The 19352-nt window shown below is 68.5% G+C and carries 16 protein-coding genes and 1 riboswitch; of the genes, 5 read left to right on the forward strand and 11 right to left on the reverse strand.

Annotated elements, in window-relative coordinates:
• Nucleotides 1-92 precede the first annotated feature (92 nt).
• Genes JDY09_RS03160 through JDY09_RS03175 form a run of 4 tightly spaced genes read right to left on the reverse strand, consistent with a single transcriptional unit; the run spans nucleotide 93 to nucleotide 3658 of the window.
• Entirely contained in the window at nucleotides 93-404 is a 312-nt protein-coding gene (locus tag JDY09_RS03160; protein WP_274717567.1) for a hypothetical protein, read from the reverse strand.
• Nucleotides 401-1327: a succinate--CoA ligase subunit alpha gene (locus tag JDY09_RS03165; RefSeq protein ID WP_274717568.1), complete on the reverse strand. Its 927-nt coding sequence runs from the start codon at nucleotides 1325-1327 to the stop codon at nucleotides 401-403. Before JDY09_RS03165 ends, JDY09_RS03160 begins: the two co-directional genes overlap by 4 nt.
• A 14-nt stretch (nucleotides 1328-1341) precedes the next feature.
• Complete coding sequence (locus JDY09_RS03170; protein WP_274717569.1) at nucleotides 1342-2559, reverse strand: ATP-grasp domain-containing protein; 1218 nt, start codon at nucleotides 2557-2559, stop codon at nucleotides 1342-1344.
• Between the two features lie 13 nt (nucleotides 2560-2572).
• Nucleotides 2573-3658 carry an HpcH/HpaI aldolase/citrate lyase family protein gene (locus JDY09_RS03175; protein WP_274717570.1) on the reverse strand — a complete coding sequence of 362 codons (1086 nt, stop codon included), beginning with the start codon at nucleotides 3656-3658 and terminating at the stop codon, nucleotides 2573-2575.
• A 126-nt stretch (nucleotides 3659-3784) separates the two neighbouring features.
• Here JDY09_RS03175 and JDY09_RS03180 point away from each other — a divergent pair, with 126 nt between their 5' ends.
• Complete coding sequence (locus JDY09_RS03180) at nucleotides 3785-4309, forward strand: MaoC family dehydratase (protein ID WP_274717571.1); 525 nt, start codon at nucleotides 3785-3787, stop codon at nucleotides 4307-4309.
• Between the two features lie 185 nt (nucleotides 4310-4494).
• Here JDY09_RS03180 and JDY09_RS03185 read toward each other — a convergent pair whose 3' ends face one another.
• Nucleotides 4495-4995 (reverse strand): CAP domain-containing protein, encoded by a 501-nt coding sequence (locus tag JDY09_RS03185; RefSeq protein WP_274717572.1) that lies wholly within the window; start codon nucleotides 4993-4995, stop codon nucleotides 4495-4497.
• A gap of 34 nt (nucleotides 4996-5029) precedes the next feature.
• Nucleotides 5030-5170, reverse strand: a riboswitch (cyclic di-AMP (ydaO/yuaA leader).
• 195 nt (nucleotides 5171-5365) lie between these two features.
• Nucleotides 5366-6217, reverse strand: coding sequence for a sugar transferase (locus JDY09_RS03190; protein WP_274717573.1), 852 nt, complete (start codon nucleotides 6215-6217; stop codon nucleotides 5366-5368).
• 352 nt (nucleotides 6218-6569) lie between these two features.
• On the opposite strand from JDY09_RS03190, the gene JDY09_RS03195 reads away from it, so the two are divergent.
• Nucleotides 6570-8333 (forward strand): Wzz/FepE/Etk N-terminal domain-containing protein, encoded by a 1764-nt coding sequence (locus JDY09_RS03195; protein WP_274717575.1) that lies wholly within the window; start codon nucleotides 6570-6572, stop codon nucleotides 8331-8333.
• Nucleotides 8334-8429: 96 nt separating this feature from the next.
• Here the strand turns inward: JDY09_RS03195 and JDY09_RS03200 are convergent, their stop codons facing one another.
• From JDY09_RS03200 to JDY09_RS03220, 5 genes are all read right to left on the reverse strand, one after another.
• Nucleotides 8430-9440 carry a hypothetical protein gene (locus tag JDY09_RS03200; RefSeq protein WP_274717577.1) on the reverse strand — a complete coding sequence of 337 codons (1011 nt, stop codon included), beginning with the start codon at nucleotides 9438-9440 and terminating at the stop codon, nucleotides 8430-8432.
• A gap of 1468 nt (nucleotides 9441-10908) precedes the next feature.
• On the reverse strand, nucleotides 10909-11226 hold the full coding sequence (locus JDY09_RS03205; protein ID WP_274717578.1) for a hypothetical protein: 318 nt from the start codon (nucleotides 11224-11226) through the stop codon (nucleotides 10909-10911).
• A 173-nt stretch (nucleotides 11227-11399) separates the two neighbouring features.
• Entirely contained in the window at nucleotides 11400-13505 is a 2106-nt protein-coding gene (locus JDY09_RS03210) for an O-antigen ligase family protein (RefSeq protein WP_274717579.1), read from the reverse strand.
• Nucleotides 13506-13521: 16 nt separating this feature from the next.
• Entirely contained in the window at nucleotides 13522-14307 is a 786-nt protein-coding gene (locus JDY09_RS03215; RefSeq protein ID WP_274717581.1) for a polysaccharide deacetylase family protein, read from the reverse strand.
• Nucleotides 14308-14406: 99 nt separating this feature from the next.
• A complete protein-coding gene (locus JDY09_RS03220; protein WP_274717583.1) occupies nucleotides 14407-15096 on the reverse strand; it encodes a class E sortase in 690 nt (229 codons plus the stop codon).
• Nucleotides 15097-15236: 140 nt separating this feature from the next.
• On the opposite strand from JDY09_RS03220, the gene JDY09_RS03225 reads away from it, so the two are divergent.
• The 3 genes from JDY09_RS03225 (at nucleotide 15237) to JDY09_RS03235 (ending at nucleotide 19034) form a co-directional block, all read left to right on the forward strand.
• A complete protein-coding gene (locus JDY09_RS03225; RefSeq protein ID WP_274717585.1) occupies nucleotides 15237-15923 on the forward strand; it encodes a GNAT family N-acetyltransferase in 687 nt (228 codons plus the stop codon).
• 78 nt (nucleotides 15924-16001) lie between these two features.
• Nucleotides 16002-17828: a phosphoenolpyruvate carboxykinase (GTP) gene (locus JDY09_RS03230; RefSeq protein ID WP_274717586.1), complete on the forward strand. Its 1827-nt coding sequence runs from the start codon at nucleotides 16002-16004 to the stop codon at nucleotides 17826-17828.
• A 108-nt stretch (nucleotides 17829-17936) separates the two neighbouring features.
• Nucleotides 17937-19034, forward strand: coding sequence for a GNAT family N-acetyltransferase (locus tag JDY09_RS03235; RefSeq protein WP_342455268.1), 1098 nt, complete (start codon nucleotides 17937-17939; stop codon nucleotides 19032-19034).
• Nucleotides 19035-19352 lie beyond the last annotated feature (318 nt).

Below are 19352 nucleotides of genomic sequence, written 5' to 3' on the forward strand. Positions count from 1 at the left end.
CGCTGCGCGCGGACCAGCGCCGACGCGCTCGGCGCACGGGCCGGAGCCCCGGGAGGCTGGGTCCGCTCGCAGCGAGCCGCGCTAGAGGCCCGCTAGGCGCGCTCGAGCACCGAGTCGTCGTAGAGCTTGCGGATCCGCAGCTTGCCCGCGGGAGCGAGATCGAGACAGAGCTCGCAGAGCACGCACTCGTCGAGGTTCTCGTCGACGATCTCGATGCCGCTGTCGCCGACGGCGAAGATGTCGACCGGGCACGCCTCGGCGAGTTTCGCCGCGAGCTCGCGATCGCCACGGATCGAGTCGTCGATCTCGACCTGGATGAAGACGCCGTGCAAGCGTCGTGCCTCGTCGCTCGCGGAGCTTTGCGCTGCGGCGGTGGACGCTCCTGTTTCGTGACCGCTCGTCATCGCGCCGTGACCTCCTTGCCGAGCCGTTCGCGCACAAGATCGGGAATCTGCGAGATCTCCTCGGCGACGGTGATTCCCGCGGCCTCGAGGCGCGCGATCTTCTCGGCAGCCGTGTCCTCTTTACCCTCGACGATTGTTCCGGCGTGGCCGAAACTCATGCCCGGCATCTCGTCCATGAAGCGACCGGCCATGAACGCGACGATCGGCAGGCGACAGTCGTTCTCGGTCACGTAGCGGGCCAGTTCCGCCTCCATCCGGCCGCCCGGCTCGGAGTAGATGACGATCGCCTCGGTTTGTTCGTCAGCCTCGAAGAGCGGCAACAGCTCGGTGTAGGTGGAGCCGATGATCGCGTCGCCACCGATCGACACCGCCGTCGACTGTCCGAGACCAGCCGCGGTCAGCGTCGACGAGATTTCGGTCGTCATGCCGCCCGAACGCGACATCACGCCCACCGGCCCCGGCGTGTACGCCTTCGCGGCGTCGCGCGCCGGCCCGCCGATCCCGCCCATCTTGATCACGTCGGGAACGATGATCCCGAGGCAGTTGGGCCCGATGATGCGTGCGCCGCGCATCTCGGCAAGCTCGACCATCTGCGCGACGTCGCGGCGGGGGATGCGCTCGGTGACGATGACGATCAGCTTGATGCCGTTTTCGATCGCCTCGAAGACAGCGTCCTTGCAGAACGCTGGCGGCACCGTTACGACCGAACCGTCGATCGGACCACCGTGGTGCTCGACGCACTGCTCGACAGAGTCGAACACCGGCACGCCGTGCACGGTGCGACCTTTGCGGCCGGGCGTGACGCCCCCGACAATCTTGGCGCCCTTGCCGTACTCGAGGCACTCCTTCGTCAGGTTCACGGCCTCGCGGCCGGTGATGCCCTGAACGATGAACGTCGTGTTCTCGTCGATCAGGATGCTCACGTTCTCGTCCTCCGCTAAGCCGCTGCCGCCGTGCCCTGGATCTTCTCGACCGCGCGCCGTGCCGCCTCGTGCATGGAAACCGAGCGATCGCAGTACTCGACGCCGTAGCGCTGGAGGATCTTGTAGCCCTCGTCTTCCCAGGCGCCGGGGATGCGGAAGATCGCGATCTTCTCGGCCGGGTCGTAGCCCAGCTCGAGGCACGCCTTGATGACGCCGCGCGCGACGATGTCGACGCGCGTGTTGGAGACGATCGACATCATCACCGCGATCTTGTCGACGCCCGGCTTGGTCAACACCAACTTCGCGAGCTCGCAGGCCTTGCGCACCGAGGGGTTGCCGCCGATCTCGCAGTAGTTGGCGGGGTGCCCGCCGTACTTGCGCACGGCGTCGAACAGGGTCAGCGAGCCGCCCCCGGCGCCGATCACCAGGCCGAGGTTGCCGTCGAACTCGGTGACGTTGCCGGCGACACCGCGGTGGTCCATCGCGTCAACCTCTTCGCCGCGCAGCTCGAAGGGGGTGGGCTCGCGCGCCTGGCGCGTCTCCTCTGGGCGCACACCGAGCTCTTCGAGCAGCCGCTTCTGGCGTGGGCGCGCTTCGTTTTCCATCTCCATGTGCGCGTCGAGCGCGACGAAGCTGCCGTCCTCGAGCTCGCCGAGGGGGTTGATCTCGGCGAGGGTCATGTCGTACTTGACGAAGAGCTGCGCGAGCTTGGCGAGGATCTGGGCAGCACGGTTGAGCTGAGAGCCGGTCACACCGACGCGCGCGACGCACTCCTTCGCCTCGAATCCCGAGAAGGGCAGCACGTTCGAGAAGTGCCGGCGGGCGACGTGCTCGGGATGCTTTTCGGCGACCTCCTCGATGTCGATGCCACCCATGTCGGAGAAGATCATCACCGGGCGCTTGCGGATCCCGTCCCACACGACCCCCGCGTAGTACTCCTTCTTGACCTGGGCCTTGGGATCGACCAGCACACCGCGCGGTTTGTGGCCGCGGATCTCGAGCGACAGGATCCGTTCGGCGTGCGCGGCCGCCTCGTCGGGCGTGTCGGCGAAGGCGACACCGCCCGCCTTCATACGGCCGCCGGTGAGCACCTGCGACTTGATCACCACCGGCCCGCCGATCCGTGCGGCGATCGCGCGCGCCTCCTCGGGCGTATGCGCGAGGCCGTAGTCGGTTACCGGGATGCCTTCGCGCTTGGCGATAGCGCGGGACTCGTACTCGTAGAAGCGCACTGCGGAGCTCCTCCTAGGCGTTGGCGACAGGCTCGCCCTGCTTGAGGTGCTCGAAGCCGTAGAGCTCGGCTAGTTCTGGGTCCTTGCGCGCGAGCATCTCGGCAAGCGAGACCATCACCTTGCACTGCTTCCAGGTGGCGTCGTCCTGCATCTTGCCGTCGATCATGTGGACGCCCCGCCCGTCCGGGATCGCTTCCAGCACCTTCTTCGCGAACTTCACTTCCTCGACCGGGGGGCTGAACACCTTCTTGGCGATGTCGATCTGCACCGGGTGCAGCGACCACGCGCCGACACAACCGAGCAGGAAGGCGGCGCGGAACTGGTGCTCGCAGCCGACCGTGTCGCGGATGTCGCCGTAAGGGCCGTAGAAGGGCAGGATGCCGGCGGACGTGCAGGCGTCGACCATCCGCGCGATCGAGTAGTGCCATGGGTCCTGCTGGGCAGTGGCGCGCGGCGCGTCCGGGTTGTCCGGGTCGGGGTCCTCGATCACCCGGTAGGCGGGATGGCCGCCGCCGACGCGCGTCGTCTTCATCCGCCGCGACGCGGCAAGGTCGGCGGGACCGAAGCTCATGCCCTGCATGCGCGGGCTGGCGGTCGCGATCTCCTCGACGTTGGTGACGCCGAGCGAGGTCTCGAGAATGGCGTGGACGAGGATCGGCCGCTCCAGCCCGTGCTTGGCCTCGAGCTGGGCGAGCAACCGATCGATGTAGTGGATGTCCCAAGCGCCCTCGACCTTGGGAACCATGATCACTTCGAGGCGATCGCCGATCTCGCTGACCAGCCGCAAAAGGTCGTCGAGCACCCAAGGGCTGTCGAGCGAGTTGATGCGCGTCCACAGCGCACAGTCGCCGAAGTCGACCTCCTTGGCGAGCTTGATCAGTCCCTCGCGCGCCGCCTCTTTGCGATCGGCGGGAATCGCGTCCTCGAGGTTGCCAAGCAAGATGTCGCACTTGCGCGCCAGCTCAGGCAACTTCGAGGCCATCTTCTCGTTCGAGGGGTCGAAGAAGTGGATCATGCGCGAGGGCTTGAAAGGAATCTCGCGCAGCGGCTCGGGCGCTCCGATGGCGAGCGGCTGGAAGAACGCTCTCGGGTTTCGCATGGCGAGCGAATGCTATTGACTCGCGGATCAACGCGCGGTCGCGGCGGTTACGATTCGCCCCCCGAGCGCCCGCGCCGGCGCGGGCGCTGCTACCGGACGACGAGGCACGGAAGATTTGGGAGAGCGATGAGCGAAACCGACACCAAGCAGCTCGAGACCGACCAGGCCGCGCGTGAGGCGTCGGGCGCGCGCCCCTACGGCCGCTACCTAGAGGACTTCGAGGTCGGCGCCGTGTACAAGCACTGGCCCGCCAAGACTGTCACCGAGGCAGACGATCACCTCTTCTGCCTGCTGACGATGAACCACCACCCCCTGCACATCAACGACGAATACGCCAAGCGCTCGCAGCAGGGGCGGAACGTGGTGGTGGGGCCGTACGTCTACTCGCTCGCGCTCGGCATGTCGGTCGCAGACGTTTCGGGCAAAGCGATCGCCAACCTCGCGACCGAGGAGCTGTCGCACCCGAACCCGGTCTTTCACGGCGACACGCTCTACGCCGAGTCCGAGGTGCTCGAGGTACGGCCGTCGAAGTCGAAGCCCGATCGCGGGGTGGTCAAGGTGCACACCCGCGTTTTCAAGCAGGACGGGACTCTGGTCTGCGAGTTCAAGCGGGCCGTCCTCGTACCGCGCCGCGAGCCGGCGTCGTCCTGACAACCCGGTAGGGCAACGCCGCTGCGCGGCGACGGTGCGACGAGCGCCCGCCGCTCCGGCGTAGCCCGCCGTGCGCCCGTTGCGGCGCCCGTGGGCGAGCGGGCGTGCGAGGGGTTCGGAGCTCGGCCGACGGCGACGCCCCGTGCGGCGGGTGTACACGTTGCCGCCGCTCGGCGCGTGTGTAACTAGCCGCCGAAGTGGGCGACCCAGAACGTCGCGCGTCGGCCGTTCAGGTAGCCGTGGACGCGTGCAGCGCCGACGTAGCGGAAGCGACGGTAGGTGATGACGCCGCGGTGCGTCGGCGACCGCAGCCACTGCGTCAGCACCCAGCGGGCGGCAGCTCTGCCCCGGTGCCAGCCGTAACGGAAGCCGATGATCTCACCGCGCACGCGCATCCGTGGCCGGTGCGGCGGACCGACGTGCCGAAACGACTGGGCAGTGGCCATCACACCTGCTGCGCGGCGGCTCGAGCGATTCAGCACGCGCAGAACGCGCAGCGGCGGGCTGCCGGCCAGGCGGCGAGCTGCGTTGAAGCCGTTCAAAAGCGGGTAGCGCGGCGTTGCCGCCTCGGCCGTGGCCGGTCCGGACGTGCTCCGCTCGCCGCTCGCCACGTACGCCGCTGACAGCGCCAGCGCCGAAACGGTTGCGGCGGTGAGGAGCAGGGTCCATCTCGCACGGGAGCGCATAATCGACCTCCGTTGTGCCCGCCTCGGGCGTGTTTGGGTGTCGTACTTGCGCCTACGGGGTTAGCTGTCGGGCTCGCGCTATCGCGCTTCGCGGCGCTCGGGCCGCGATTCGCCCCGGGAGTTTGGGTCCCCCGCCCGGAGCGCTGTGAGCGCTCCGGTTCGGCGCGCTTGAAACGTAACAGTTCGAGCGGACGGCAGTCGGCGCGGGGCGGCTCTAGATCGTCCCGGCGTCTACCGGCCAATCATCGGACGGCGGCCGTTCGTCACGCCCTTGCGAGGCTCGGCCTGTCTGGCTTGACGAGCGGAAGCGGGCGTGATGGCATCTGTGGCGGCTCCGCTGAAGCGGCACGCAACGTCTGGCGGCGAGCCACTAAGCAGCTCGCTCGTAGGCGCGCTCGGCTTCTAGCGCTGGCGATGGGCCGTCGGCGATTCGGCGGACCAGGCTCTTGTCGAGCGCAACCCGCTGGCGTAGCCGCCAACGGACTCGCATCCGACCACTCGTCCTATCGACAGCTACCGGAATTCGCAGACACACGGTCACGAACGTCCAAAACAGAATCCGTAGGTCGATCCCGAGCGAGCACGTCCTGACGTACATGCGATCCATCTGGAGCTTCTGGGGCAGGATCCGCTCGAGGTACTGAACCAGCGGCTCGGCGTCGCACAGCACCCGGTCCTCGCGCGCGAACGCAACTTGCGAGAGCCCGGTGATTCCGGGGCGTACCCGCAGGATCTCCTCGTACGCCCCATGATGGCTAGCGACGAACTCGGGGCTCTGGGGGCGCGGCCCAACTAGCGACATGTCCCCACGGATCACGTTCCACAGCTGAGGCAGCTCGTCGATCTTCAGGCGAGAGATGATGCGTCCGACACGCGTCAAGCGCTCGTCGTCGGCGACGGTGAGTGGTGGCCCTCCGACCCCGACGTGCATCTTGCGCAGTTTCAGCATCGAGAACTCGCGGCCGTAGCGCCCTACCCGACGCGAGCGGTAGAGGACGGGGAAGCCAGATTCGGCGGCAATAGCCACGGCTGCAGCAGCGATCACCGGAGCGGCGACGAGCAGCACAGCCGCTGCCACGGCGATGTCGAGCGCCCGCTTAGCGAGCTGGAAGCCGCGGTGCGGGTCGGCGTGCGTCGAGCGTGCGACGTGCCTCGTGGCACTGGTGCGGCTAACGAGCGATGTACGGCACACGTCGGGGGCTTTGCGCAGATCACGCGCCATACGTGGGGGAGTGGGGGAAGTGGGAGTAGACAGAGGGGGTCTACGTTCCTCGACCGAGGAGGCGAGGCAAGGAGTTCGCGCGGCCGCGGACGGCTGCGCTCTGCCCTCTCACTGTACGCGAAGGAGCCGCTGTTCGCCACTCTCGATGACAGGCCAGTAGAGCGGGAGCACCCAGACGCTCTCGCAAGGCCGGTGAGACGCCGCCCGGTTCTACGGACCCACGGATGGTTGCTGTGTAGATTACGAGCGGCTGCAGGCTGTGCCTGTACGCAGGTGGGCTAGCGGTCTGTTACGGATTCAAAGCGAATCGAACACGTTGGTGCCCGCGTAGCTAGGAGCTGGGAGGTAGCGATTGGTCAGCAACCGTAGGTCGGGCGCCGTCCGTGCGATCAACGAGCCCCACGCAGGCGGCCAGCGGCCGGTGCTGCAGCGCTACCTTGAGGTTCTCAAAGACCGGAGAGTGCCGGCGCTGGTCGCTGTCACGGCGTGTCTCTTGGCGGCCTTTGCCGTGCTGCTCCTCCGCCCGCCGGTCTACGAGGCGGAGGTGGACATCCTCGTCAACCCCGTGTCGTCGTCCGACCCGATCTTCGCGACATCCGGCGTCGTGCGCGAGTCGGTGACGGGCACGCGCGACGTCGAGACGGTCGCACGCCTGATCGTCAACGCGCGTGTGATGCGTGCGCTGCCGGCCGAAATCAGACGCGGCAGGTCGGTGCGAGAGTTGCTCGCCCTGGTGCGCGCGCAGCCGGTTGCCGAGAGCACTGTCGTCGCGGTCACCGCGCGCGGGGCGTCACCGCGCGAGGCTAGCGACCTCGCGAATGCTGTAGCGCGCACGTTCAAGGCGTTGCGCGACGCCGACATTCGGGCTCGTGCGCGTGCGCAGATCGCCCGTTTGACAGCCAATCCACCGCCGCCCGGCAGCAGTGACGCTGTAGCCCGTGCCACGCAGCTGGCGACACTGCGAACGCTCGCGGCTGGTGGCGACCCGTCGGTTCAAATCGAGGACCTCGCCAACCCGGTCGACGCTGTCCGGATTTGGCCAAGGCCGCTGCTGACCCTGGTCGCGGCGGTCGTAGCGGGCGGATTCTTGGCTGTGGCTGTCGCCTTCTTGTTCGAAACGCTCGACAACAGAATTCGCCGCGAGGAGCACGTTCGTGACCTGTCGAGCCTTCCCATCATTGCGCGCGTACCGCTGAACCGGCCCGACGAACCGGCGAGGGCACGAAGCCCGTTTCGCGGGGCGCGTGCACGGCCACGTGGGGGCGAGCACGCGCCACTGCCGCCCTCGGCGCTGTCACCGGTCACCGTCGAAGCATTCCGCTTGTTGCGGGCGGCGTTGTCCGGGCTCGGTCGCAACACGCGCGCTGCTGGGTCGCTGTCTCCGCGACAGCGTCCGTGGGAGGTCGCGAACAGTCAGGCAGAGAAAGGGCGCGGCGGCGAGAGCGTCCGCGGACGAGCGATTCTGATCACTAGTTCCGGACCAGAAGAGGGCAAGAGCACCTCGGCCTTGAACCTTGCGGCAGCTTTCGCGATGGCAGGGCAGTCGACGGTGCTGCTAGAAGCCGACGTGCACCGGCCTTCGCTGGCCCGTGCCCTCGGGATCAGTGTCGAGCGCTCGGTCGGAGACGTGCTGTCGCAGCGTGCCAGCGTCGAGCATGCACTTGTGTCGCTGCCGCACTTCGGAGGACGGTTGCGCGGCCTCTTCGCAAAGCCCACTGACGCCGGCCTTGGCGATCTCTTCGCTCTGGCTCCGGGAGAGCAACTGCTGACGGACCTGCGCGCGCGCGCCGACGTAGTGGTGGTCGACTCCGCGCCCGCCCTTCGTGTCGGCGACACGCTCCAGTTGGTGGGGAAGGTGGACGATGTGGTCCTTGTCGTTCGTCTCGGTGTTACGAAGTCCGAAGAGCTGCGCCGTCTGCTCGAGCTCTTCGACCAGCAGCGGCTGCAGCCAATTGGCTTAGTGTTGATTGGCACCGATGGGGCTGACAACGGCTACTACGGCTACGCCGGCCAGACGCGCGGATTCGAGGCGCCGGCAGGTGTGCTGAACTCGGTGGCGGTCGGTCAACGTACAGTCCGGCCGCGCGTTTATCGGGAGCGACGCATAAACAGCTGACTCACTCCAACGAGATGGGCGCCGGCAGCTACCGGCGCCCATCGAAGGGGATCTCGCTGTGTGCGCGGGGAAGGCGCGACGGCACGTGCCTCCCGCCTAGGAACTCGGTGGTTGCACTGTGTAAACCCGCAGGTAGCGTTGCCAGTCGACGCCGGTTTGGATGTCGAAGTAGTAGGCGTCTTCGGTTGGGCTGTAGCCGATGCCGCCTTGGTGGGTGTTTTGTTGGGCGAATTGGTAGATGGGGTCGGGGTGCCCGAAGGCGGTGTAGGTGTTGCCGCTTTCGAATTGGAGCATTCCCGACCCGTTGCCTTCGCCGTTGGTGTCGCCGATCCACATGCCGTATTTGGCCATCGCTTTGAGGATCGGTTTCTTCCAGGCGGGCACGGGCAGCTGGTCGATCTGTTGGGGTGTCATGTCGAGGTGGATGTAGGCGCCGAGCGGTGCGGATGCTGCGCGCCGCTCGGCTGTGGAGCACGGGGTGCCGGTGCCGGGACCGTGGGCGGGCCAGGTGTAGGTGCCGTTCGAGCAGTCGATCCCGAAAAACAGACCGTGCTCGATCCGGCCCGCGACGAGCTCTTGGGCTCTGATGATCCCGGCCGAGAGGGCGAAGTGGGCGGCGGTCGCGTTCGACCCAAGCCCATCACCGTCGATGCGGGTCATCCCGCCCCAGCGCACACGCAGCGTCCCGCCGCTGCTACCAACCGCACCGGTTTTCTCCACACCCCAAAAGTCGTACTCCCACCCGGTCTGCTGGTCGATCACCGTCATGTGCTTGTCCACACAACAGTCCGGGCGCGCCTGGGCGGGGATCCGCACCTGCACACCCTCGACCTCGCACCGCCCCCACTGCTCGGTGCACGTCACCGTGAACAGCGGGTCCGACGGGCGCGAGAAATAGATCGGGTGGTAGAACTGGGCGCCCAGCTCGTACCGGTAGCCCGCATACAGCGGGATGAACGCCCGCCGCTCACCCATCATCCGATCAACGATCTGCTGCGAATTCGGGAGCGGCACAAGCCGCCCCTCGGCCTCGAGCTGCGCGAAAGTGGTGTTGAACGGCGACCGATCCGAAAACGGCCGCCAACACACCGACGGCCACACACCCACACCAAACGAACCCCAACCAAAAGACCAGGAGGGGGTAACTGACGAGTTGCACTCACCGGTCGACGTCGAACCGGAGTCGGTGCCGGAACCGGTGGAACCGCCCGGGGCTGGTGTCGGTGCCGTGGGAGGCTGAGCGCTCGACCCGCTCGATGGCGACGAGCCAGCCGTGCTGTCAGCTGGCGGCTGGGCGTTTCCGCAGCTCGAGCACGGTGACGGAACGCTTGGCTGGGTCGTGTTGGAATCTGGCCTCGGAGTACGACGTGGAGACCGCGCCCGGCGCAGGTACAGAAGCAGCGCCGTCGACCTCCGGAGGCGCCGTGCGCTCGCTGCTACCAAGGCGCGCGCCCCGGCGGCGCGAGCGAGGCGGCGACGTGACATCCGCAGCACGCGGTGGCGCGTACGAAGGGCGCTACGGACAGTCTTTGCCCCTACAGCTGCGCGTCGCGAAGGAAGGGTAAGGACCGCTCGAGTTACGTGTTCAGGCTTGACCCTGGGAAGTTTGAACACGATCACGTCGCCGCGGACGGCGCGTGGCTTGACTTTCTTGACCGCAGCCCCGGCCGTGCCTGCGGATGCCGCAGCGACTGCCAGCGAGGTAATCACGGCGCACGCCACTTTTCCGGTGCGTCCGAGCCGAAGATGCAGAGGGTCGCGATTGCTCATATCGGCTCCGTGGGTCGTGCCTCCGTGCGGCGAGCGATCGCGACGCGGAGAACCCGCTCGTCAAGAGACGCTCGAGAGGTGGGATCGCCGACGCCGCGGCGCGCTCGCGCACGACGACGTGGTTTGCGTCACTCGCACCGGCGGTAATCGGCGAATGACGCGTCGCGCTCGCGCCGGACGCGGCGTTTTTCGACAGACGTACGAACAGCGAGCGGCCGGCAGACGCGCTCGCAAGGCGTGCAAAGACGCGCTGCGCCGGGGTCGAGGGTCACACCGGGCACGGACAGCCTGCCCGTGGGCGCTCCCAGGCAACCAACCCTGCGGGGCGGCGACGGAACGAAGCCCTAAACGGAGGGCCTGCTACACACAGCGAGCTGCCGGTTCGGGGCCGCGCCGAGCAGTGACGCGGTCAAGGTGAGGAGATACGTGCAGTGCGGCACAGACACGACCCCGTGGGGCGTCGGGCGCGTGCGCGCGCCGAAGCCGGGGTACGGACCGCTAGCTAGGCATTCCGCAATTCAGATTCAGACAAAGCCGGTTAGCGGATGCTAGGCAGCCACGAACCTTCGGCGAGCGTCAACACGGGTGTGCGCGACTGTGCGCGCGGCTCTCTGCAGAGCCGCTGCTGCGCTCGAGCTAGACGCGGCGGGCTGGTGACGCGGCGGGCTAGTCGCGGCGACGCCAGCCTCGCGCGTTCCAGAGAGCATCCCGGACCATCGAGCCTGGACCGCACGCGACAGCCACGCTAGTACCGCGGCAAGTCTCACCCTCAGGCCAGGTGAGATCTGTCAGAAAGATGCTGTTGCTAGGCGGCGCTGGCGCGCGTGGCGACGCGACGCGCCACCAAGCCGGTCGCGATCAGTCCCGCAGCGACGAGAACCATCAAGCCGACTTCAGCGCCCGTGAACGGGAGAGAAGCGCTGGTCGGGCGCGAGCTTTCACTCGGCTGGTTCGAACCGCCGCTGTTAACGACTGCTTGGGTAGGTGGCGTGTTATTCGTCTGTTCGACCACGCCGCCGACACTGCCGTAACCGACCTCGCCGCTGGACTGCGCGGAGGCGCTGGTGGCGCCGGCAACGGCCAGTAGCAGAGCCAGAACTAGGGTCACAACTGTTTTGCTCATCCGGGACGCTCCGAAGCTTCGTGAGGACATCGAACGTTCGTCGACTGCGACCGATCGTACAGCATCGAGGCGACGTTCGCCACTCGCGCACGAGACCGGGCATCGAAGCAGCAGGGAGGAGTCGTGCCCGTCCCGACACGACCAACGGTTCGTGCCGGGTGCTGGCGCACGGGTCACCGCCGGTCGGTGCGGCGCGCCACGTCGCGCCGGATGAGGTCAAGCCCGGCAGCCGCCCGCGGCGCTCGCCCGCTCGCGGCTCGGCTCGCGATCTCGCGGAGCGCCTCGTTGCGGGGGGCGAGGCGCTCCGCTCGCCTCACCGCGCGGAGACCGCTCGTGGTTCGGCCGCGCTCAAGCTCGAGCAACCCGCTCAGCGCCAGCGCGACCGGTTCCCGCGGGCCACGATCCAGCGCATGCTTCAGCGAGCGCCGCGCCGCATCCTCTTCGCCGAGGGCGATCTGGATGCTCGCGAGAGCCTCGTACGGCAGTGGCGACAGCGGGTTGAGCGCTGCCGCTAGCTCGAGCTGCGCGCGCGCTTCGCGCGGCCTGTCGACTCCCGCGCGCTGGCCCTGGCGCAGGGCGCGATCTGCCGCCCACTGGCTAGCGAGCAGCGTGGCGAGGAGTAGGCACGAGACAGCGGCCGCTAGAGAGACAAGGTTCGCGTGCCGCGCTTTCGCGGGTCGGGGAGGTAGCGATCCGCCGCGCGGCGGGCGTGGAGAGGCGGTCGCGGCGAGAGCGGCGATCGCGAGCACCGGTGTGGACAGAGCAGGAAACTCCCACAGCCAGTCGCCGCTGGCGTGCACCAAGAAATAGGTACCGCAGAGGACGGCCGTGACCCCGAGCGTTCGTGTCACGTCGTCGCCGGATGCGAGACTGCGGCGCACGCCCACGCCGAGGCCGCCCACCGCGATTGCGGATAGCGCCAGGCCGACGAGCCCAGTCCCGATCAGCAGCTGGAGGGGCAGGCTGTGAGCGTAGTAGGGGGTTTCCGGCGATCGGCCGTCGCGAAGGTAGAGGGGCGAGAAGTTTTCGGCGCCGTAGCCGATCAGCGGACGCTCGCCCGCACGCCGCCACGCCACGCGCCAGAAGTCGTAGCGGTACTGCTGGCCGAGACCGGCGACGAAGCGCGCGCCGTTGCTCGCGGCCTGCTGCTGCGCGCCGGTGAACTCTCTCCAGGCGGTGCGGGCTTTGTCTGCCGGTCTGCCGTCGGTCGCGGCCAGCACGGCCGCAGTCGCCACGGCGACGAGGGCGACGCGCAGCAGGCTGCGAGCCGCAATCCCCTTGGCGGTACCGGGTAGCGGCGGGCCCAACGGTCGCCAGCGCCGGCCGCCGGCGACGGTGTCTGCCGCGCCCCGTCTTTCGACCCAAGCCAGCACGGACGTAACCGCGAAAGCACCGGCCGCGGCCAGCGCTAGCGGACCGACGATGGGGCCGACGAGGTCGCTGCCTGGAGCTGTCGGCCGGTAGCGCTCGTACACCGCGAGGAGCGACGGCAGGAGCACGACCACCGCGGCGACAGCGGGCAGGGCGAAAGCGATCAGACGTGGTAGCTCCCGCAAAAGTAGCGCGGCGAAGAACACAGCGACCGTGGCCACCAACCAGCCACGGCTCTGTGTCAGTACAGCGAGGGAGAGCAAGAGCACCGCGGCTGCCGCCGCGGCGCCACGGGCCGGTGCGCTCAGGTCGCGGCGCGCAGCCGCGACCAGCGCGACGAGCGCGCCGAGCATCCACAGGGCAGCGTTGGCGTTCACGTACCCGACGGGTTCTGCCAACCGTCCCTGGTGAAAGTGGGTGAAAGCCGCGGTCGCCGCGTGGGCGTTCGCGAGTTCGACGATCGCGGCCGCCGTGACCCCGACGAGCCAGATCGTCAAGAGAACCGTTGCGCGGGCGCTGGACAGCGGCCAGAGGACGAGCAGCGCCATCGCGAGCAATGGCGGCAGGATCCGCAGCGCGCCATCGAAGGCGATCCACGGCTGGAGCGCCCAGGTCACGCTCAGGAAAGACCAAACGCAGAGCGCCACAAGCGCCGCGAGTGCCACCAACGCGGGAAGCGACGGGCGGGCAAGACGCGGACGCGGGAGCGCCAGCAGCGCGACTGCGAGAGCTGTCGCTAGCACCGCCGTAGCGGGCGCGAAGACACGCACGAAAAAGCCCCCCTCCGCGAATGCCATCCATGCGGCGACCGCCGGAACGAGCGCGGCGAACGGAAGCGACGGCTGGGCGGCGACAGCGGTAGCGAGCCGCCGACCGGCTCGCCGCGAGGCGCGTTCGGTGTCGGTCACGCGGCTCTCGGGCAAGCTAACGGCGCCGCACCTCGCTGTCGCTCGGTGGTGTCGCGGCTGGCGATATGGCCCTCCCTGCCCGTAGGTACCGCCAGACGTCGGTGGAACGCAGCCGGACGACCGCAGGGTTCGCTTTCAAGGCGAACCGCCAGCCGCTGTCGGCTCGGTAGATGCCGATCCGCGGCCAGGCGAGCGGCTGCGGGGCGGAGAAGTGGGCGCTGAGCAGCGCGGCCGCTTCGTAGCCGGCTTGGCCGGCGATCGCGGCGACTTGTTCGTTCCAGTCGCCGTAGGGATACGCGAGCGACCTGCAAGCGACACCGAGGATTTCCTCTAGCCACTGTTTAGAAGCGCACAGCTCTTCGCGCACGGCCGCATCGTCCAGGCGTGACAGACGCGGGTGTGTGGCGGTGTGGGAGCCGATCTCCCAGCCTGCCGCCACCAGCTCGCGCAGGTCATCGGGCGATAGAGGCTCGAGCTCCCGTTCGTAGGTCGTCCCGAGCCACTGGGAGATGCCCTCCCAGCGCAGCGGCGAGCCATCGCCGGCGAAGCTCGTGACGACGAACACCGTCGCCGGAGCGCCGACCCCGCGCAGAACCGGTAGCGCTCGCGTTAGGTTCGACCGGTAGCCGTCGTCGAAAGTGACCGCTGCGATACGGGCCTTGCCCTCGTGGGCGCCGCAGCTCACGCAGTTCACGAGCTTGCTGAAGGTCACGAACTTGTAGCCCCGCCGTTGCAACAACCGCAGGTGGCGTGCGAGCTGTGTTTGCGTGACCGCTAGCGGGGACGGCCAGTCATCGCTCACGGCGTGGTAGCAGAGAACGAGCGCTTCCAAGGCGGGCGCTGGGGAACCGGACAGGGGCAGTAGCAACAGCAGCCTACCGCTCCTTAGCTCCGGACGCACTCAGCGCCCGCGCACGATCGTCGCCGGACGGCGCGCGACAAGCCGTGCAAAAACGACGATTCTCTGCGCGGCGCTGTATAGCGGGTGGCAGGCTGTCAGCACGAGCCGCTCGTAGCCGACATTCGCGATCACCCAAAGCGCATCGGGCGAGACGATACGCGTGCGCTCGACCCTGTAAACGAACGTGCCGTAAGGCATGTCGACAGCCACCAGGTCACCGCGGCGCAGACGATCGAGGTGGCGGAACGGAGCTCCGTGCGTCGTGCGGTGACCGGCGATCGCCACCGTGCGACCTTGGCCGGGAAGAGCTGTTTCGCGGTAGTGGCCGGGGCCCTGGCGCAGATCGTCGAGCGACGTGCCCTCGACGATCCAGTGCGCCTCGCCAAGCGATGGGAAACGGATACGGCCGAGAGCGTCGCCGGGCAGAGGTTTGCGTGCGAGCACACGCCGCCGGACCTGCGGAGCGGCGATCGCTTCTTCGAGGCGGGCCTGCTGCCGGGACGCGAGCAGCGCCGAAATCGGTTCCTGCCAAAGGACGGTCACGGCGGCGTCAGCGAGCAACAAGACGCCGCTCGTAATCAGGACCGAGGCGACAAAGCGGACGACAGCAGCGGCACCCCGCCGCCGCCTGCGTCGCGCGGTCCCGGCCCTCCCGCTCGCGTCGCGCGCGACCTCGGTCGCGGTAGCCACGTAGTCAGTGTACGGCTGCTCGCTGCTGCCGGGGCGCTACTGTGGAGCGAGCGCAGGCCACGCGCCGCGGCGGCACGACACCTGCCGTTGTGGTGCCGACAGAGCCCACCTGCGGATTCGAAGACTCGCCAGGACGAACGGTGGCCAGCACCTTCTTTCGAGCGCTACACGATCGGGTGCAGCGGGCCCGGGCGCTCGGCGCGCGCGAAGTCGCGCGGCGCCTGCGCGACCGGGTGTTGCGGCACGTTTGGTGGAGCGAGCAGCACGTCTGGTACGTCGCCGACACGCACGCCGTGCGCGGCACCGTTCCCGACGGGTTTAGGTTGCGCCGTGTCGTCGACCGCCGGTCGCTCCCCGGCGACGTGAGCAGCGTCGGTTTGCGCGTCGCGACAGCCGTCGCGTGGCTCGCCGTGGGTGGGGAGCTCTGGGTTCTCGAGAACTTGGCGAGCAGCGAACTTGCCTTCGCGTGCTGGATTTTCCGGGAGCGCGCACCCGCGCTCGCCGCGCGCGGCGGCTGGTTCCGCGTACCGCCCGCCTGCGCGGTGCTAGAGGACTCGTTCACTGCCGTGTCGTACCGCGGGCGTGGTCTGGCTCCCGCCGCCTGGCGCTGCATCTGCGCGGATCTCGAGGCTAGCGGCGTGCGCGCACTCTTGACCAAGGTGGAGGTCGCGAACACGCCGTCGCGGCGGGCCTGCGAGAAGGCCGGCTTCCGCGAAGTCGCGGCGATGCGGTTCCGGCGGCGGCTGTTCCTCCGCAAGGTGCACGTGACGGGCAGCGGAACGCCCGTCGCGAGCCTGAGGCAAGCGCTCGCGGCCGAGTCAGGTTAGGCTTACGATGCCCGCGTCCCGCGGGCGACGCCGTCCTTGGGCGTCCGACGCGACAGCGAGGAGCTACGACACCAAGCCATGGCGAAGCAGATGAGTCCTATCGCCGCCACCGCCCCGACTACGCACGCCCGTCTGCTCGCGTGGGTCGAGGAGGTGGCGGAGCTCACCGAACCGGCCGACATCCACTGGTGCGACGGCTCGGCCGAGGAGTACGACGAGCTGTGCCGCAAGCTTGTCGAGGCGGGCACGTTCGAGCGCCTCTCGGATGCCAAGCGCCCGAACTCCTACCTGGCCCGCTCCGACCCCGGCGACGTCGCCCGCGTCGAGGATCGCACCTTCATCTGTTCGGTGCGCGAAGAGGACGCCGGCCCGACCAACAACTGGCGCGACCCGCGCGAGATGCGCGAAACGCTGACCGAGCTCTTCCGCGGCTCGATGCGGGGACGGACGATGTACATCGTCCCCTTCTGCATGGGGCCGCTCGGCTCGGCCATTTCGCACATCGGCGTGCAGATCACCGATTCCGCCTATGTGGCGGTGTCGATGCGGATCATGACGCGGATGGGCAAAGCCGCGCTCGAGCAGCTCGGCGACGACGGCGACTTCGTTCCCTGCCTCCACTCGGTTGGCTATCCGCTCGAGGAGGGGCAGGAGGATGTGCCCTGGCCCTGCGACGCTGACAACAAGTACATCGTCCACTTCCCTGAGACGCGCGAAATCTGGTCCTACGGCTCCGGGTACGGCGGTAACGCGCTGCTCGGAAAGAAGTGCTTCGCGCTGCGCATCGCGTCGGTCATGGCGCGCGACGAGGGTTGGCTCGCCGAGCACATGCTGATCCTCAAACTCACCTCGCCCGAGGGCGAGGTGAAGTACATCGCTGGCGCCTTCCCATCGGCGTGCGGCAAGACCAACCTGGCGATGATGGTGCCGACGCTGCCCGGCTGGAAGGTCGAAACGATCGGTGACGACATTGCCTGGATGAAGTTCGGTGACGATGGGCGGCTCTACGCTGTCAACCCCGAAGCCGGCTTTTTCGGTGTTGCGCCGGGTACTAGCGCGAAGACCAACCCCAACGCGATCGCCACGCTGCGCGAGAACGTCATCTTCACCAACTGCGCGCGCACCGATGACGGCGACGTCTGGTGGGAAGGGCTCACCGAAGAGCCGCCCGCGCACCTGATCGACTGGCGAGGCCAAGACTGGACGCCGGAGAGCGGGCGCCCCGCTGCACATCCGAACGCGCGCTTCACGGTGTCGGCTGCGCAGTGCCCGTCGATCGCCCCGGAGTGGGAAGATCCCGCTGGCGTCCCGATCGACGCTTTCCTGTTCGGTGGCCGCCGGGCGACGACAGTGCCGCTCGTCTGCGAGGCGTTCGACTGGGAGCACGGTGTCTTCCTCGGTTCGATCATGGCTTCCGAGACGACGGCGGCTGCGGCCGGCGAGGTCGGGAAGCTGCGTTTCGACCCGATGGCGATGCTGCCGTTCTGCGGCTACCACATGGGCGACTACTTCGCCCACTGGCTGAGCATGGCAAGCCGCAGAGAGGACGCACAGCTGCCGCGCGTCTACATGGTGAACTGGTTCCGCCGTGGCGAGGACGGCGCCTTCCTCTGGCCCGGCTACGGCGAGAACAGCCGCGTTCTCGCATGGATCTTCCGTCGCTGCCAGGGCCAGGCCGACGCGGTTGATACGCCGATCGGGCGTGTCCCTGCTCCGGACGCGATCGACACGAGCGGGCTCGACATCGACGAACAGACGATGCGCGAACTGCTACGGGTCGATCCCGCGGAGTGGCGCGCCCAGCTCCCGCAGATCGAGGAGCACTACGCGCGCTTCGGCGACCGCTTGCCGGCGGCGTTGCGGGCGCAGCTAGAGGAGCTCGAGCGGCGGCTGGCGGCAGAGTAGGGAAGGCGCGTCCAGCGCGTGTCGCGCGGGCGGCCTCCTTTCTTCGGAGCGCTACGTCGGTGATGCGCGCGGGTCGCGGTGCCGAGCCGATCTCGCGACGGTCGGCGCATGGATAGTGCGCAGGTCCCGCCGGTCGAGTTCATCGACCGACCCGACCTGGTACGCGAAGCGTGGGACCGGCTCGCGGTTGCCACGCGCAACATCTTCGCCACCTGGGAGTGGCACGACGCGTGGTGGAAGCACCTGCGGTGGGGCAGACCGCTGATCGCCGTCGAGCGGAACCGGCGCGCCCTGCTGCCCCTCGCCGTGAGGGGCCGGGGTCCGCTCACCGTCGCGCGCAGCGCAGGTTTCGGTCCGGCCGACGAACTGGGACCGCTCGCAGCACCCGAGGATGGTGCTCTCGCAGCGTCACTCGTGCGGCAAGCGGCGCGGGCGCTTCCACTAGTCTTCCTCGAACGCGTACGCGCTGACACAGACTGGCTCGGGACGGTGCGCGTGCACTGCGTGCGGCGGGAGGAGTGGCCGTTGATCGACCTCGCGGCCTATGGGGATTGGGAGGAGTATCTCGCGAGCCGGTCGGCGAACTTTCGCCAGCAGCTCCGCCGCAGGCGGCGTAAGGCCGAACGCGAACTCAGCTTCCGTCCCCGACTCGCGACCGCCGATACCTTCGAGCGCGACTTCGAGCTTTTGCTCGCGCTGCACGAGCTGCGTTTCGGCAGCAGCTCGCAAGCGTTCCGCGGAGCACGCGCAGCGTTCCACCGCGACTTCGCTCGCGCCGCGCTCGAGCGCGGTTGGCTGCGCCTGTGGATCGGCGAAAGCGAGGGGCGTCCGGTCGCTGCGGTGTACTGCTGGCGCTTCGCCGGCGTCGAATTCATGTACCAGACCGGTCGCGACCCGGCGTTCGACCGCTGGGCAGTGGGCCAGGTGCTGCTTGCCGAGACCGTGCGCGCCGCGCTCGAAGACGGGGTGCACGAGTACCGCTTTCTGCTCGGTGGGGAGAGCTACAAGTACCGCTTCGCAACCGGTGATCCGGGCGTTGTGACGGCAGCGTGCGGTCGCGAGCCCGTTGTGTCGCTCGCGCATCTCAGTCTCGGCGCGGCGCGGACCTCCTTCCGCGCCTTGCGCCGCATCCGCGATGCGGTGGTGCGCACCCGCGGGCTGGCGAGGCGTTCTGTTTCGGCCGCGAACGCGCGCGACGGTGCTTGACGGGGTGGGCACGCTCGCGCGTGCGACAGCGCGCGCACGCGTCGCGGCGCAGTCGACGGCCTGTCGCTCGGTGCGCAGCGCTGCGGCGGCGCATCGACCTCCGCGCCCGTGCCGCCTGCGCCGCCCGTGCCGTGCGGGCGGCGCGGGCGGCCGCTAGCGCCCTTGAGCTCTCCCACTCGCGGCGGAAGCGAGCGACGAGCGCCTTGACGGTGGCGAAAGCGCGTTTGCGCCGCAGCGCGTAGGGCGCCCGCGTTATGTCGAGGGTGACCATCCCTTCCGAGAGGAAGCGCTCATCCTGTTCGTGGAGATAGCCGTCAC

The organism is Thermoleophilum album (genome assembly GCF_028867705.1).
Taxonomy (GTDB): Bacteria; Actinomycetota; Thermoleophilia; order Solirubrobacterales; family Thermoleophilaceae; genus Thermoleophilum.